This window comes from Terrabacter sp. GCM10028922 (assembly GCF_042666095.1).
Taxonomy (GTDB): domain Bacteria; phylum Actinomycetota; class Actinomycetes; order Actinomycetales; family Dermatophilaceae; genus Terrabacter.
The window spans coordinates 435,484-451,186 of record NZ_JBHTFG010000032.1 but is presented as its reverse complement, the minus strand read 5'-3'; the positions used below and the strand labels follow the sequence as shown (position 1 = coordinate 451,186).

Below are 15,703 nucleotides of genomic sequence, written 5' to 3'. Positions count from 1 at the left end.
GTCCACACCCGCCCTCGCCTCCTTCGCGATCTTCCAGTTCCTCTGGGTCTGGAACGACCTGCTCGTGGCCCTGATCTTCCTCGGCCGCGGCGACAACACCGTCGCCACCGTGGCCCTGCAGGGCCTACAGGGCCAGACCGGACAAGGACGAGAACTCATCCCCGCAGCCGGCTTCATCACCATCATCGTCCCGGTCATCGTCTTCCTCTCCCTGCAGCGGTACTTCATCCGCGGCATGACCTCCGGAGCGGTCAAGGGCTAGCCGCCCCCACCGCCCCGCCCGGCACGCAGGAAGGCCGTGGCTCCCCAGGGAGCCACGGCCCTTCCGTTGTCGCTGTCCACCTCTGTCGGCGATGAGTCGCTGAATGCTCACCGCCGCAGGCCGGTCGACGCCGGGGAACACTTCCCGACCGAGCAGGCCGCGCTCAAGTCCCCGCACCTGCCGCTTCCGATGTGGTCGGTGATGAAGCCGATCGTCTTCGTCTGCTGAAGGCGCAGGCTGCGCGCGGCGAGGTTGGGCCGGTAGCCGAGTTCCTCCATTGGCCTGCCGGACACGCGCCTCGGTGCCCTCCGCGATGCCAATCGTCCGGGCCCGCCCCGTTGACGACGGCCGAGACGGTGGGTTGCGAGACACCGGCTCGCTTGGCCACGTCGACCATCGTCGGATGTGAGCGGCGGACCCTCATGGCCCACCCTCCTTGGGCTGCGGTGTGGGAGGAAACTCTGATCACCGGGTGGACCCTTCGCGCCGATCGGCTTGACGCGAGGTGGGTCGACGAAGGATCGGCGAAGCAGGCTTCGGACGCACCGTGCGGTCGGGCGCCTCGTACTCTTGCGGCGTGGCAACCCATGAAGCGCATCGCCGAACGCCGGCGACTAGACCGCGGCGGGTAGATGTCGCACGCCTGGCGGGCGTCTCCCCGGCGACGGTCTCCTTCGTGCTCAACCAGACGGCCGGGCAGACCATCAGCGACGACACCCGGCAACGCGTTCTGCAAGCGGTTGCCGAGCTCGGCTACCGCCCCAACCGTGCCGCGCAAGGGCTGCGGCAGGGACGCAGTGCGACGATCGGCTTCGTCAGTCACGACGCGGACTTCGGTGAGTTCGCGGCCTCGGCCATCAAGGGGGCGCACGAGGCCTGCAGCCGGCAGGGGAACCTGTTGCTCCTCGTCAACACCGGTGGCTCGAACCGTCAGGCGGCTCACCTGATCGGTGACCTTCTCGACCGGCAGGCCGATGCGCTGATCTTCGCTGCGGTAGGCACGAGGTCGGTCGTGCTGCCGGAAGCGGCCCTGCGCGTTCCGACGATCCTGCTGAACTGCTTCACCCCCGACGACCCCGTGCCGGCGATCCTGCCGGACGAGGTGCGTGGCGGACGGGAGTCCACCCAGGCACTGCTCGACCTCGGGCACCGCGACATCGCCTACCTCACGGGCAAGCCCAGCCAGTGGGCCACCAAAGCCCGGCTTCGTGGCTTCCGCGAGGCGCTGCGCGGCGCGGGGCTCAACCCGGCCGACCACACCGTGCTGTCCGGCAACTACCACGCGGACTCGGGCTACGAGCTGGTGCGCACGCTGCTGCAACGCAACCCGCCACCGACCGCGATCATGTGTGGCAACGACCGGATGGCGGTGGGCGCGCTCCTGGGCCTGCTGGAGGCGGGGCTGCGGGTGCCCGACGACGTGTCGGTGATGGGCTACGACGACCAGTTCCAGCTCGCGGCGGAGGTACGTCCGGCTCTGAGCACCGTGCTGCTGCCGTACCCCGGCATGGGCCGCCTCGCGGCCGAGCAGCTGGCCATCGGCGGGCCCGCGCTGACCGGCCGCACCCTGGTGCACTGCCCGGTCGTGATGCGCGACTCCACGGCGCCCCCAGCCCGGGCCCGCGCCAGGCCCTGAGGCCGGACCCCGGCCAGTCCGCCCTGCCTGCAGCGGAAACCCCCTCGTAACAGGATCTTGACGCGGGGGGTGGGCGCGCCTACGTTTGCTCACTAACCCGAATTAGTGACTGGCTGTGGTGTCCCGATGCAAGACCTGCCATCGGCATACCAAGCGCATCTGCGGGGGATGGCGCCTGTCGCAGCCCGTCGGCGATCGAGAGGTTGCGCGACCGGTTGCAGAGACAGAAACCCCATCGACCGCACGATCTTTGACAACGAGTTCCTTCGGAGGAATGAGCATGGCCAAGTTAAGAGGCAGGTCACTTCTGGTGCCTGCTCTGGGTATCAGCCTCGCAGCGCTACCCGTCGCGACCCCACAAGCCCAAGCAGCGCCGCCACCGGGTGCTAGCTCGCCCGTGCACGTGTGGCTCACCGACGTCTCGAGCGAGAAGTGGGTCCAGAAGCAGAGCGACGTCCCCTTCCAGACGAAGCAGACGGCCAACCCGCTGACGATCAAGGTGGACAACAGCGTCAAGTACCAGAAGGTCACCGGCTTCGGGGCAGCGCTGACCGACTCGTCGGCCTGGCTGATCGACAAGCTGCCGGCCAGCGGTCGTGACACGTTGATGAAGAAGCTGTTCGACCCCTCGAGCGGGATCGGGCTGAGCATGGTCCGGCTGCCGATGGGCGCCTCGGACTTCGCGGCGAGCGGCAACTACTCCTACGACGACATGCCGGCGGGCCAGACGGACCCCACGCTGTCGCGGTTCTCGATTGCCCACGACGAGCCGTACATCATCCCGCAGCTGAAGCAGGCTCTCGCGATGAACCCGTCGATCAAGCTCACGGCGACCCCGTGGAGCCCCCCGGGCTGGATGAAGACCTCCGACAACATGATCGGGGGCACGCTCAAGGACGAGTTCTCCCCGGCACTGGCCAACTACTTCGTGAAGTTCATCCAGGCCTACGGCAAGGCCGGCGTGCCGATTCATTACGTGACGCCGCAGAACGAGCCGCTCAACGCCCCTACCTGGCCGGGCACCGCGCTGACGCCCTCCCAGCAGATCACCCTGGTGCAGCAGATGGGCAAGGACTTCGCCTCAAACAAGCTTCCCACCAAGATCCTGGCCTGGGACCACAACTGGGATGTCCCCTCGTACCCCGAGTCGGTCTTCAACGACCCGGCCACCGCCAACTACGCGGTCGGCAGCGCCTGGCACATCTACAGCGGCACCCCGATCTACCAGACCCTGACCCACAACGACTACCCGGGCAAGGAGTCGTACCTGACCGAGGCCACCGGCGGTGACTGGCAGGCCAGCAAGCAGGTCGCGTTCCACGACGCCCTCAACAGCTGGGTCATCGACGGCACGCGCAACTGGGCCAACGGCGTGACGCTGTGGAACATCGCCCTGGACCCCGACAAGGGCCCGCTGAACAGCGACACCAACGGCATCGGCATCTGCCGCGGGCTGGTCACGATCGACCCGAAGACGGGGGCGGTGACCTACAACGCGGACTACTACGCCCTCGCCCAGGTCAGCAAGTTCGTCAAGCCCGGCGCCCACCGGATCTACTCCAACACCTTCGGGGAAGGAAGCATCGAGGACGTCGCGTTCCAGAACCCCGACGGCTCCAAGGTGCTGGTCGCCTACAACGACAGCGACGCCGAGAAGACGTTCAGCGTCGCCGACGGCACCCAGTCGTTCGACTACACCCTCGGCGCCGGCGACGCGGTGACCTTCACCTACTCCGGGCCGACGCAGAACGGCAGCACCCAGGCGGCGACCAACGTCACGGACCCGAACCACGACTTCATCTTCGGCAAGACCGACCCGGCGACGGTCACCTACGATCCCGACCTGCTGCCCGTGCAGAACGGCATCAAGACCGGAAAGGACCTGCTCACCTACTCCCTACCGGTCGGTGCCTCCGTCCGGACACCGGGCGCCGAGCTCAACCGTGGCGCACGGACCGCCAAGTCGTCGTCGAGCGCGGCGGGTGACCCGGCCGCGAACGCCATCGACGGTGACGCCAGCACCCGCTGGCGCTCCGGGACGAAGGTGAAGAGCGGCGACTGGTTCCAGCTCGACTTCGGAACTCCGACGAACTTCAACAAGATCGTCATGGACAACACCGCGAAGAACGCCTTCGACTCCCTCGCCAAGTACCAGGTCTACGTCTCGAACGATGGGGTCAGCTGGGGCAGCGCGGTCGCCGACGGCAGCGGGGACCTCGGCACGGTCGCCATCTCCCTGGCACCCCAGACCGCGAGGTACGTCCGGATCGTCGCAAGCGCACCGTCGTTCTTCTTCCGCTGGTCGATCGGTGAGATCAAGGTGTTCGGCGGCACGAGCGGGACGGCATCGATCCAGGCTCCGACGTCGGTGCCCAAGGGCCTCGAGCTGCAGAAGTGGAACGCGCCGGACGGCGCCGACGTCTCGGTGGTCTACAACGCAAGCCGGACCAGCCAGACGTTCCCGGTGTCCAAGGACGGCTCGTACACGTACGCGCTGCCCAGCGGAACGTCGGCGATGTTCACGAGGCAGTCCTTGTCGAGCTACCCGACGCCGGCCTTCAGCAGCCTGACACCGAACCGGGGCATCCCCGGGTACAAGTTCAAGATCACGGGTTCTCACTTCGGGGAGACCCAGGGCCTTGGCACCGTGTACTTCGGATCGGTCCACGCCAAGATCGAGAGCTGGACCGACACGAGCATCAGCGCGTACGTTCCGGGCGGACTTGCCTCCGGGAAGTACGACGTGTCGGTGATCGGTGCGGGCGGGGAGCCCGCGGGCGGAGCGCCGTTCACCGTGACCGGTCTGGGCACTCCGCTGGACCGGGACGGCTGGATCGCGACGGCCTCGGACGTGAGCCCATGGCCCAGCGACGTGGTGGAGCACCTGCTCGACGGCGACACCGACTCCCGCTACAGCTCGGGGACCGGTCAGAAGAACGGCATGTGGCTCCAGGTCGACATGAAGCAGCAGCAGACCTTCAACCGGGTCGTGCTGGACTCCGGCAGCAGCGCCGGAGATGTTGCGCGAAGCGCAGACGTCTACGTGTCCTCCGACGGAGACAGTTGGACGAAGGTCTCCTCCGTCACTGCAACCGGCCAGCAGATCGAGCTGGCATCCTTCTCCACCCAGACGGCCCGCTACCTCAAGGTCGTCAACACCGGCAGCTCGGGCAACTGGTGGTCCATCGCGGAGCTCGGTGTGTACAACAACACCGACCCGGATCCGGAGCCGGACCCGAAGGCTCCACTGGACAAGACTGGTTGGGCCGCAACGGCGTCGGACGAGAGCCCGTGGCCCAACGATGCCCTCGCCCACATCCTCGACGGCGACACCAGCTCCCGGTACAGCTCCGGGGCCGGCCAGTACGACGGGATGTGGATCCAGGTGGACATGGGTCAGCAGCAGACCTTCAACAAGGTCGAGCTGGACCCCGGCAGCAGCACGGACGACTACGCGCGAAGCGCGGACGTCTACGTGTCCTCCGACGGGGCCGGCTGGACGAAGGTGGCGTCGATCTCAGGAGCCGGCCAACCGACCCAGGTGGCAACCTTCGCGACGCAGACGGCCCGCTACCTCAAGGTCGTCAACACCGGCAGTGTCGGTAACTGGTGGTCGATGGCGGAGCTCAACGTGTACTACGACGCTGATCTCGATGCACCGTTGGCTCGCGACGGTTGGACCGCGACGGCGTCCGACGAGAGTCCCTGGCCGAACGATGCGCTCGGACACCTCCTGGACGGCGACATCGGCTCCCGGTACAGCTCGGGGACCAGCCTGTACGACGGCATGTGGCTCCAGGTCGACATGGGCCAGCCGCAGACCTTCAGCAAGGTCGTGCTCGACTCGGGCAGCAGCACCGATGACTACGCGCGGGGCGCCGACGTCTACGTGTCCTCCGACGGATCGGGCTGGACGAAGGTCGCTTCCATCGTGGCCGACCGCCAGCCGACCCAGGCGGCGACCTTCCCGCCGCAGACGGCCCGCTACCTCAAGGTCGTCAACACCGGCAGCGCCGGCAGCTGGTGGTCGATCGCCGAGCTCAAGGTCTACAGCTAAACGACGCAGCGCCGGGCCCGGGGTCGGCACTGCCGGCCCGGGCCCGGAGTGCCCGATGCACGTTCACGGCGCTCACGCGCCGCGCGTGGCGACCGAAGTTCAGCACGAGAGGAATTCACCATGCTTCGCGTGGCTGCAAAGACGCAGCGTGCGGCAGATCGGGGGTACGGCGGCTCGCTCGCAACGTCGGAGTCGTGACGCTCCTCGGCTCCCTCGCTACCGTTCCGGGGACCGGCTTCGCGGCGGCGGTCACGGACGGTACGACGGACACCGAGCAGTAACGTGGGAAACGTCGGCGGCTCCGGGAAGGAGCCGACCGACGTTTCCGCAGGTCAGCGGCGGTGGCGGTGGGAGCCGTCGCCTCCGCTTCGCTCCGGCTCCTCCCAAATCCCGCAGCGTACGAGAAATGGAGCAGGACCCCGACGAAAAGCGTGTCGGGGTCCTGCTCCATTTGGCGGTGGCGGTGGGATTTGAACCCACGGTGGAGTCACCCCCACACACGCTTTCGAGGCGTGCTCCTTAGGCCGCTCGGACACGCCACCGGGAGAGACCTTACCCGAGCCTGCGGCCCTCGAAGAAATCGACCAGCAGGGCTGCAGACTCCTCGGCACGCACCCCGCCGACGACGTCCACGTTGTGCGTCGCGAGGGGGTCGCGGGTCAGGTCCCAGACCGATCCGCAGGCCCCCGCCTTCGGGTCCCAGGCCCCGAACACGACCCGCTCCACCCGGGCCGCCATGGCCGCACCGGCGCACATGACGCACGGCTCCAGGGTCACGACGAGCGTGCACCGGTCGAGCCTCCACGACCCGGTTGCAGCCGCCGCCTCACGCAGCGCGACCACCTCGGCGTGACCCGTCGGGTCGCCGAGCTCCTCCCGCACGTTGCGACCTCGGCCGAGGACCGTTCCCTCCGGGTCGAGCACCAGTGCCCCGACGGGCACGTCCTGCGCGGCGACCGTCGCCGCCGCGAGGTCGAGCGCCTGGCCCAGCCAGGCGGCATACGTCTCGGGCGAGGGGGTGGAGCCGTTGTCAGGGGTCTCGGATCGCTTGGCCACGCGCTAAGTTTCCACCCATGGACGTCCACGTCGCAGACCACCCGCTCATCGCCCACAAGCTGACCTACCTGCGCGACAAGCGGACCGACAGCCCGACCTTCCGGCGGCTCGCCGAGGAGCTCATGACCCTGCTGGCCTACGAGGCGACGCGCGACGTCCGCGTCGAGCCGTTCGAGATCGAGACTCCCGTGGCGCCGACGACCGGCATCAAGCTCAGCAACCCCAAGCCGCTCATCGTCCCGATCCTCCGGGCCGGCCTCGGCATGCTCGAGGGGATGGTGCGGCTGCTGCCGAGCGCCGAGGTGGGGTTCCTGGGCATGCAGCGCGACGAGGAGACCCTCGAGGCGGTCACCTACGCGAACCGGCTGCCCGACGACCTGACCGGCCGTCAGGTCTTCGTCCTCGACCCGATGCTCGCGACGGGCGGCTCGATGGCCGACGCGATCAGGTTCCTCGTCGAGCGCGGCGCCCGCGACATCACCGCGGTCTGCCTGCTCGCCGCCCCCGAGGGCGTCGCCCACCTCGAGGCCGAGACGAGCAAGCTCGACGTCCCCGTCAAGGTCGTCCTCGGCACGGTCGACGAGAGGCTCAACGAGAAGGGCTACATCGTGCCGGGCCTCGGCGATGCCGGCGACCGCCTCTACGGCCTCGTCTGAGCTCGCTGCGTATGCCGTCCGGTCAGGGAAGCGGGTCGCCCCACTCGGCGTCGCGTGCCGCGCGGTAGCGCTCCCCTGCCTTCTTCGACACGACCTCGCGCCCCGCTGTGCCGTCTGGTCGACACACCTGGAACTCCACGAAACCCTTACGTTTCAACGGATGCCGCAGAATGCGGCCCGGGCTGGCCTGCGGTTCAAGGGTGCCGGGCGCGGCGGCGGCGACCCACGAGAACTTCTCGTCCTCGTACGACAGCTCCGCACCCTTGAGGCGGCGGTGCTCGGCGGACCTGTTGACGCGCGCGGCGAAGTGGCACCAGTCCCCTTGCACGAGAGGGCATTCGGTCACATGCGGGCACGGACCGACGAGAGTCCAACCGGCGCCGATGAACGCGTCGCGGACCCTCAGCACCCGGCCGTAGCCGTCCGGCGTGCCCGGCTCGACGACGACGACAGCCCGTCCCCGCCGCATCGCGTCGGAGACGAGCCCGGCCTGCGCGGTCTCGTCGAGCTCGCTGAGGACGTATGAGACGGTCACGAGGTCCGCCTCGACGTCGGGCCAGGCGCCCGCGACCGCCCGCAGGAACGACGCGTCCGTCAGCGCCGGAGCGGACGCGTGGGCCACGAGCTCGCGGCCGAGCACGAGGGCGTCCTCGACCTGGTCGAGCACGGTGATGGCCTGGATCGAGGGGAAGGCGCCGGCGGCAGCCCACGCGGCCGCGCCGGTGCCACCCCCGAGGTCCAGCAGGGTGCGCGGCGCCACACCGCGGTCTGCCACGTACCCGAGCACGCGCGAGAGCGCCGCGTGGGTCGCCGGCATCCGGTAGGCGGCATACGCTGCGACGTGCACGCGCGACGCGAGGATCGGCGCCGACGCCGGTGCTACTGAGCGGTAGCGCGCGACGAGGGCCTCCGTCGCCCGGGCCAGCTCACGCTCGTCCACGCCACGCACGGCGTGGCTCAGGGCGGCCCGCAGCTCGGCGGCATACGGTGGCGTTCGCGACACGCGAGGAGGATAGCGGCGGCGCGCACCAGCCCGGCCCGACGAGCGCAACACGCGGGTGGGGTGCACGGCCCCACGAGCCACGTACGGCACACTGGTGGCCACCCTGTGCCGCGGGGGCTGTCCTGGCAGCCCGCTGCACCTTCCCCTCCAAGGAGCGACACACCATGGGCCCCAAGGCCAAGAAGATCATCCTGATCATCGTGCTCGCGTTCTTCGTCTACGCCGTGTTCACCTCCCCTGACAAGGCTGCCGACATCGTGAGCAACATCTGGGGCGTCCTCGTCGACGGCTTCAACGCGATCCTCGAGTTCTTCAGCTCCCTGTTGAACCGATGATGCGAGTGACCCGATGATGCGAGCAGACTGAGCCCATGGCACTGCGACGGAGCACGGAGGTCCCGACGGGGCTCGCCCCGATCCTGCTCCCGGGCGAGAAGCTCGTCACGGCCGTCCACGCGCACTGGGGCAAGCTCGCCGAGCCGGTCGCCACGACCACGCTCGGCTTCGCGGCCGCGATCTGGGTCGACTCCAACGTCACCAAGGCCACCCAGGTGCTCGGCACGATCTTCTGGTGGCTCTTCTTCGTGCTGCTCGCGCGGCTCGTCTGGTGCTTCCTCGACTGGAGCCACAACTGGTTCGTCGCCACGGACAAGCGGCTCCTGCTGCGCTACGGGCTCATCACGCACAAGGTCGCGATGATGCCGCTGCTCAAGGTCACCGACATGAGCTACGTCCGGTCCATCCCCGGGCAGTTCCTGGGCTACGGCAAGTTCGTCCTCGAGAGCGCGGGCCAGGACCAGGCCATGCGCGAGGTCAAGTGGGTGCCCAACCCGGACCAGACCTACCGCGACATCTGCGCCGAGATCTTCCACATCGTGCCGCCTCCCGGCGACGAGGACTTCGAGGACCTCGGCGATCTCGGCGACGGCACGGGCGGCACCGGCCCTGGCGGCCGCACCGGCCCTGGCGGCCCCACCCCGCCGGTGAGCCCCATCGTCTCCGCTGTCAGCACGGACTACCCGGACGTCCACCGGACGCACAACCCGATCCAGGACCGGCTCGACTCGTACTCGCGGCCCGTCCCGATCCAGCCCCCGTCCCGGCCCGAGACGGTCTACGAGAGCGACGACATCAAGCGTCGCCGGCGAGGTGCCGACACCGGGCCGATCTGGCCGCAGCACGAAGACTGACGAACCAGGACTCGCAGCGCAGCAGCGCGCACCGATAGTTTGTCGGGACCCGCATGTCACCACCGAACCGCCGGAGGTCCTCATGAGTCTGTTTCGCACGAAGTCGATCGAGGCCTCGATGGCAGCGGCCGAAGAGCCTGACCACCACCTGAAACGTCGGCTCTCCGCTCTCGACCTCATCGTCTTCGGCATCGGCGTCATCATCGGTGCCGGAATCTTCACGGTGACCGGCCGCGCGGCGCAGCAGTATGCCGGTCCAGCTGTCGTGTACTCGTTCATCCTCGGCGCCGTCGTGTGTGGCCTGGCGGCCCTCTGCTACGCGGAGTTCGCCTCGACCGTCCCCGTGTCCGGGTCGGCGTACACCTTCTCCTACGCGACCCTCGGCGAGATCGTCGCGTGGGCCATCGGCTGGGACCTGCTGCTCGAGCTCATGCTCGGTGCCAGCGTCGTGGCCCAGGGCTGGTCGACCTACTTCGTGACCCTGCTCAAGCAGCTCGGCGTCACCTGGCCGGCCTCGCTGGGACCCGCGGAGGGCTGGCACTTCGACCTGCCGGCATTCCTCCTCGTCGTGGCCCTGACCCTGCTCGTCGCCAAGGGCATCAAGGAGTCGCTCCGCGTCAACCTCGTGCTCGTCGGGGTGAAGCTGTTCATCGTGCTCTTCGTCATCATCGCGGGCATCGGCTTCGTCAACCGTGACAACTGGACTCCGTTCATCCCCCCGTCGGCCCCGGGCGCCAAGGGGTCGGAGGGCATCCATGCCCCCGTCCTGCAGCTCGTCACGGGTATGACTCCGGCCACCTTCGGCGTGCTCGGCATCATGTCCGCGGCCGCGCTGGTCTTCTTCGCCTACATCGGGTTCGACGTCGTCGCGACGACGGCCGAGGAGGCCAAGAACCCGCAGCGCGACCTCCCCCGAGGCATCATCGGCTCGCTCGTGGTCTGCACGATCCTCTACGTCGCCGTCGCGCTCGTCATCACGGGGATGCAGAAGTACAGCGAGATCGACCCGAAGGCGGCTCTCGCGAACGCCTTCATCACTGTCGGCAAGGACGGCTACGCGACCCTGATCTCAGCGGGCGCCGTCGCAGGTCTGACCACGGTCGTGATGACGCTCATCATCGGTGCCACCCGTGTGACGTTCGCGATGAGCCGGGACAAGCTGCTGCCCCCGGGCCTCGGCGTCACCAACCCCGAGACCGGCACGCCGGTCAAGCTGACCTTCATCATCGGTGGCGTCGTCGCCGTCGCCGCGGGCATCACTCCGATCGGCACCCTCGAGGAGATGGTGAACATCGGCACGCTGGCGGCGTTCATCCTCGTCTCGCTCGCCGTGCCGATCCTGCGCAAGCGGCGTCCCGACCTGCACCGGGCGTTCAAGGTGCCGGGCAACCCGTGGATCCCCTGGCTCTCGGCGGCGTTCTGCTTCTATCTGATCCTCAACCTCAGCCTCGAGACGTGGATCCGCTTCCTCGTCTGGATGGGCGTCGGCTTCATCGTCTACTTCCTCTACTCCCGCAGCCACAGCAAGCTCGCGACGGGCGAGGAGCAGCCCGAGCAGGAGGCCCTCCTCAGCGACCGCTGACTCCCCCTCTTCCCCTTCCCTGCTCCCTCCTCCCTTCACCGAACGAATCGTTCGGTTCCGAACGCGCCGGTGCACCGGCGCGTTCGGTGCTTTCTGGGGAGTTCGGGCACCACCCACGCGTTCGCTGACCACTTGTCCACAGGCCTGGAACGCCGGAAGCCGCGCCTGGGCCACCATCGACGTCATGAACCTCGGCTTCCTGGCCCGCGAGGGCGTCTTCTCCGCGGCCCACGCTCGCGAGCTCGGCATCGGCAGCTCCTCGCTGCGCCGCTGCGTCCAGGGCGGCACGGCGTTCCCGCTCCACCGCGGTTGGTATGCCGTCCGGCCGCCGCGCGACGAGCGTGACCGTCACCGGCTGCGCACCAGTGCGCTGCTGCAGGAGTATGCCGGTGACGCCGTCGCGTGCCACGGCTCGGCAGTCGTGTGGCTGGGGCTGCCGACCGAACGCGTCGACCTCGGCACGGTGCACCTCATGTGGGTCGGGCCCGACGTCGCGTTCCGGTCCTACAGCCGGGTCAGGATGCACGAGGCGATAGACCACCCGCGCCTCCCGTGCCGCCAGGAGACCGTCCACCCGGCGCTGGCCGTCGTCCAGTCCGGTCTGCTGGACGTCAGGTCCATGCTCGTGGCCGGCGACGAGGCGTTGCGGCGTGGCACCGTGACCCGTGACGAGCTGCAGGCTGCGGCCGCCGCGCTGCGCGGGCAGCGGGGGCTGGTCCAGGCTCGTGCCGCGATCCCATGGTTCGATGCCAGGCACGAGTCGCCGGGAGAGACGATGACGGCGTATGTCCTGCGTGGCCTCGGCTACGAGGTCGAGCCGCAGTTCAAGCCGGGCAGCAGAGGTCCTGGTGGATCGCCTGAGCGGGCCGACTTCCGCATCAAGGGGACTCGGGTCCTCGTGGAGTTCGACGGCGCGGTCAAGTACGCCGCTGACTCGCCGGAGCAGGCGCAGGCCCTGCTGTTCGCCGAGAAGCGCCGGGAGGACGGCTTCCGGCTCCTCGGCTACGAGGTCGTGCGGCTCACCTGGGCCGACCTGCACAGGCCCGGCGAGGTTCGAGCCCGGATCGAGGCTGCTCTCGCGCGCTCGCGCTTGAGGGCGGGCTGACCCCCGGAGTCGCAAGGGACCGGCATACGGTCTCGGCGAACGCGCTGCCCGTGCTCGAACGCGCCCTGAGCCACCGAACACGCCGGTGCACCCACGCTTTCGGCACCGAACGAATCGTTCGCCGCCGAAAGCGCGGGGAGGGTCAGAGGGCCTTGATGATGTCCTCGACGCGCTCCTTGGCGTCGCCGAAGAGCATCGCGGAGTTGTCGCGGAAGAAGAGCGGGTTCTGCACTCCCGCGTAGCCGGCGTTCATCGAGCGCTTGAAGACGACGACGTCCTTGGCGTTCCACACCTGCAGCACCGGCATGCCGGCGATCGGGCTGGTGGGGTCCTCGGCCGCGGCCGGGTTGACGGTGTCGTTGGCCCCGATGACGAGCACGACGTCGGTGCCGGGGAAGTCGTCGTTGATCTCGTCCATCTCGAGCACGATGTCGTAGGGCACGCGGGCCTCGGCGAGCAGGACGTTCATGTGCCCGGGCAGCCGGCCGGCGACCGGGTGGATGCCGAACCGGACGTCCACGCCCTTCTCCCGCAGCTTCGCGGTCAGCTCGGCGACGGGGTACTGCGCCTGGGCGACGGCCATGCCGTAGCCGGGCGTGATGACCACCGACGACGCGTGCGTGAGCATGTCGGCGACCTCCTCGGCGTTGGTCTCGCGGTGCTCGCCGTAGTCGACGTCGACGGACACCGCTCCGTCGGAGCCGAACCCGCCGGCGATGACGGACACGAACGACCGGTTCATCGCCTTGCACATGATGTAGGACAGGTACGCACCGGAGGAGCCGACGAGCGCGCCGGTCACGATGAGCAGGTCGTTGCCGAGCATGAATCCGGCCGCGGCGGCGGCCCACCCGGAGTAGCTGTTGAGCATCGACACGACGACCGGCATGTCGCCGCCGCCGATCGAGGCGACCAGGTGCCAGCCGAACGCCAGGGCGATCGCCGTCATGACCGCGAGCAGCACGATCGAGTGCGACGCGGCGAACCACACGAGCAGCCCGACCGAGACGACCACGGCGGTCAGGTTCAGCCAGTGCCGCGCGGGCAGCATGAGCGGCTTGCTCGAGATCCGCGCGGACAGCTTGAGGAACGCGACGATCGAGCCGGTGAACGTCACCGCACCGATGAACACGCCGAGGAAGATCTCGACCAGGTGCACGCCGTCAGAACCCTCGGTGCCGGTCGCGAGGAAGGTGTTGAAGCCGACGAGGACGGCTGCGGCACCGACGAAGCTGTGCAGCATCGCGATGAGCTCGGGCATGCCGGTCATCTCGACCCGGCGGGCCCGCCAGATGCCGATGACGGCGCCGATCGCCACGGCCACGACGATGAGCAGCCAGTTCAGGGCGCTGGACCCGCGCAGCGCCAGCCAGAGGGTCGCGACGAGCGCGAGCGCCATGCCGATCATGCCCAGGACGTTGCCGTCCTTGGCGGTCTCGTGCTTCGAGAGGCCGGCGAGCGACAGGATGAAGAGCAGGGCGGCGACGATGTATGCCGCGCTGATCAGTGCGGTGTCGACTCCAGAGCTCATGTGCGGTCAGCCCTTCCGGAACATCGTGAGCATGCGGCGGGTGACGAGGAAGCCACCGAAGATGTTGATGCTCGCGATGAGGGTCGCGAGGAAGGCCAGCACGAGGATCGCCCCGGACATGCCGCCGGCCCACTGGCCGAGCTGGATCAGGGCACCGACGACGATGATGCCGCTGATCGCGTTGGTCACCGACATCAGCGGCGTGTGCAACGCGTGGTGCACGTGCCCGATGACGTAGTAGCCGACGACGACGGCCAACGCGAACACCGTGAAGTGGCCCAGGAAGCTCGCCGGCGAGAACGCTGCGATGGCGGCGAACACGGCGGCGGCGACGCCCATCCCGACATACCTACGCCGTGGGTCCTTTGGTGGCTCAGGCTCTTTCGCGACCTGCTTGCCGGATGCCGCCGCGACGACGGGAGCCGCGCTGACCTGGATGGCCGGCGGGGGCCAGAGCAGCTCCCCGTCGCGGGCCACCGTCATGTTGCGCTGCACGACGTCGTCGAAGTCGAGGACGAGCTGCCCGTCCTTGCCCGGCGTGAGCAGCTTCATCAGGTTGACGAGGTTCGTGCCGTAGAGCTGGCTCGCCTGCGTGGGCAGCCGGGCCGCGAGGTCGGTGTACCCGATGATCTTGACGCCGCCCTCGGTCACGACGAGCTCGTCGGCGACCGACCCCTCGACGTTGCCGCCGTTGGAGGCCGCCATGTCGACGATGACCGAGCCCGCCTTCATCGACGCGACCATCTCGCCGGTGATCAGCCGCGGCGCCGGCCGACCCGGGATCAGCGCCGTCGTGATGATGATGTCGACGTCCGGCGCCTGGCTGGCGTACAGCTCGGCGGCGCGGCGGTTGTACTCCTCGCCCATCTCCCGCGCGTAGCCATCGGAGGAGGCCTGGGCCGCGTCGAGCTCGGGCATCTGCACGGCGAGGAAGTCGGCGCCCATCGACTCGACCTGCTCGGCCACCTCGGCCCGAGCGTCCGTCGCGCGCACGATCGCGCCCAGCGACCGGGCCGTACCGACCGCGGCGAGCCCCGCCACACCGGCACCCGCGACCAGCACCTTCGCCGGCGGGACCTTGCCCGCGGCCGTGACCTGACCGGTGAAGAACGAGCCGAACTCGTGCGCCGCCTCGACCACAGCCCGGTAGCCGGCGATGTTCGCCATCGAGGACAGCACGTCCAGCGACTGGGCGCGGCTGATGCGCGGCACCGCGTCCATCGCCATCGCCGTCACCCCCGCCGCCCGCAGCTTCTCGACGAGCTCGGGGCTGATCGCCGGCGCCATCAGCGACACGAGAACCGTGCCCGGCCGCAGCCGCGCGATCTCCTCGTCCGAGGGCGCGTTGACCTTGAGCACGATCGGCGAGCCCCACGCCTGCCCACCGTCGACGACGCGAGCGCCGACAGCGGCATACGCCTCGTCGGAGAAGCTCGCCCGCTCACCCGCCCCGCTCTCGATGGCGACCTCGTAGCCGAGACCGACGAGCTGCTCGACGGTCTTGGGCGTCGCGGCGACCCGCGTCTCACGGGCACGCGTCTCGCGGGGGACACCGATCTGCACGCTGGGCTCCTTCGCGCTCGGATCTGGGGGCACTGGTTCACGAACCTAGGGCACGACGCCTGG

The 15,703-nt window shown here is 69.0% G+C and carries 12 protein-coding genes, 1 tRNA gene and 1 pseudogene; 9 read left to right on the top strand and 5 right to left on the bottom strand.

What is annotated here, in order from left to right:
• The 4 genes and pseudogenes from ACFQU3_RS22455 to ACFQU3_RS22440 all read left to right on the top strand — a co-directional run.
• A pseudogene (locus ACFQU3_RS22455) lies at nucleotides 1–262 on the top strand (carbohydrate ABC transporter permease); the annotation flags it as partial.
• 36 nt (nucleotides 263–298) lie between these two features.
• On the top strand, nucleotides 299–490 hold the full coding sequence (locus ACFQU3_RS22450) for a hypothetical protein (protein ID WP_385913950.1): 192 nt from the start codon (nucleotides 299–301) through the stop codon (nucleotides 488–490).
• Nucleotides 491–767: 277 nt separating this feature from the next.
• Nucleotides 768–1,898: a LacI family DNA-binding transcriptional regulator gene (locus ACFQU3_RS22445; protein WP_385913948.1), complete on the top strand. Its 1,131-nt coding sequence runs from the start codon at nucleotides 768–770 to the stop codon at nucleotides 1,896–1,898.
• A 403-nt stretch (nucleotides 1,899–2,301) separates the two neighbouring features.
• Entirely contained in the window at nucleotides 2,302–5,955 is a 3,654-nt protein-coding gene (locus ACFQU3_RS22440; RefSeq protein WP_385913946.1) for a discoidin domain-containing protein, read from the top strand.
• 452 nt (nucleotides 5,956–6,407) lie between these two features.
• On the opposite strand, the gene ACFQU3_RS22435 is transcribed toward ACFQU3_RS22440, so the two are convergent.
• Together ACFQU3_RS22435 and ACFQU3_RS22430 are read right to left on the bottom strand one after the other, a co-directional pair.
• Nucleotides 6,408–6,497, bottom strand: a tRNA-Ser gene (locus ACFQU3_RS22435).
• Between the two features lie 10 nt (nucleotides 6,498–6,507).
• Complete coding sequence (locus tag ACFQU3_RS22430) at nucleotides 6,508–7,011, bottom strand: nucleoside deaminase (RefSeq protein WP_385913944.1); 504 nt, start codon at nucleotides 7,009–7,011, stop codon at nucleotides 6,508–6,510.
• A gap of 17 nt (nucleotides 7,012–7,028) precedes the next feature.
• Between ACFQU3_RS22430 and upp the strand changes: the two genes are divergently transcribed.
• Nucleotides 7,029–7,667: a uracil phosphoribosyltransferase gene (gene upp / locus ACFQU3_RS22425; RefSeq protein ID WP_385913942.1), complete on the top strand. Its 639-nt coding sequence runs from the start codon at nucleotides 7,029–7,031 to the stop codon at nucleotides 7,665–7,667.
• A 22-nt stretch (nucleotides 7,668–7,689) separates the two neighbouring features.
• Here the strand turns inward: upp and ACFQU3_RS22420 are convergent, their stop codons facing one another.
• Complete coding sequence (locus tag ACFQU3_RS22420; RefSeq protein ID WP_385913940.1) at nucleotides 7,690–8,670, bottom strand: small ribosomal subunit Rsm22 family protein; 981 nt, start codon at nucleotides 8,668–8,670, stop codon at nucleotides 7,690–7,692.
• 164 nt (nucleotides 8,671–8,834) lie between these two features.
• On the opposite strand from ACFQU3_RS22420, the gene ACFQU3_RS22415 reads away from it, so the two are divergent.
• From ACFQU3_RS22415 to ACFQU3_RS22400, 4 genes are all read left to right on the top strand, one after another.
• Entirely contained in the window at nucleotides 8,835–9,005 is a 171-nt protein-coding gene (locus tag ACFQU3_RS22415) for a hypothetical protein (protein ID WP_385913938.1), read from the top strand.
• A gap of 35 nt (nucleotides 9,006–9,040) precedes the next feature.
• The gene (locus tag ACFQU3_RS22410; RefSeq protein WP_385913936.1) at nucleotides 9,041–9,859 is read left to right on the top strand and encodes a PH domain-containing protein; all 819 of its coding nucleotides are present in this window, start codon (nucleotides 9,041–9,043) and stop codon (nucleotides 9,857–9,859) included.
• Between the two features lie 82 nt (nucleotides 9,860–9,941).
• On the top strand, nucleotides 9,942–11,441 hold the full coding sequence (locus ACFQU3_RS22405) for an amino acid permease (protein ID WP_385913934.1): 1,500 nt from the start codon (nucleotides 9,942–9,944) through the stop codon (nucleotides 11,439–11,441).
• Between the two features lie 184 nt (nucleotides 11,442–11,625).
• On the top strand, nucleotides 11,626–12,546 hold the full coding sequence (locus ACFQU3_RS22400) for a hypothetical protein (RefSeq protein ID WP_385913932.1): 921 nt from the start codon (nucleotides 11,626–11,628) through the stop codon (nucleotides 12,544–12,546).
• A gap of 142 nt (nucleotides 12,547–12,688) precedes the next feature.
• Here ACFQU3_RS22400 and pntB read toward each other — a convergent pair whose 3' ends face one another.
• A complete protein-coding gene (pntB, locus tag ACFQU3_RS22395; protein WP_385913930.1) occupies nucleotides 12,689–14,077 on the bottom strand; it encodes a Re/Si-specific NAD(P)(+) transhydrogenase subunit beta in 1,389 nt (462 codons plus the stop codon).
• A gap of 6 nt (nucleotides 14,078–14,083) precedes the next feature.
• A complete protein-coding gene (locus ACFQU3_RS22390; protein ID WP_385913928.1) occupies nucleotides 14,084–15,640 on the bottom strand; it encodes a Re/Si-specific NAD(P)(+) transhydrogenase subunit alpha in 1,557 nt (518 codons plus the stop codon).
• Nucleotides 15,641–15,703 lie beyond the last annotated feature (63 nt).

Bases quoted from the DNA above. Each gene is read 5' to 3' on its own strand.
- ACFQU3_RS22415 (WP_385913938.1), top strand. From the start codon at position 8,835: ATGGGCCCCAAGGCCAAGAAGATCATCCTGATCATCGTGCTCGCGTTC.
- upp (WP_385913942.1), top strand. From the start codon at position 7,029: ATGGACGTCCACGTCGCAGACCACCCGCTCATCGCCCACAAGCTGACC.
- ACFQU3_RS22410 (WP_385913936.1), top strand. From the start codon at position 9,041: ATGGCACTGCGACGGAGCACGGAGGTCCCGACGGGGCTCGCCCCGATC.
- ACFQU3_RS22405 (WP_385913934.1), top strand. From the start codon at position 9,942: ATGAGTCTGTTTCGCACGAAGTCGATCGAGGCCTCGATGGCAGCGGCC.
- ACFQU3_RS22400 (WP_385913932.1), top strand. From the start codon at position 11,626: ATGAACCTCGGCTTCCTGGCCCGCGAGGGCGTCTTCTCCGCGGCCCAC.
- pntB (WP_385913930.1), bottom strand. From the start codon at position 14,077: ATGAGCTCTGGAGTCGACACCGCACTGATCAGCGCGGCATACATCGTC.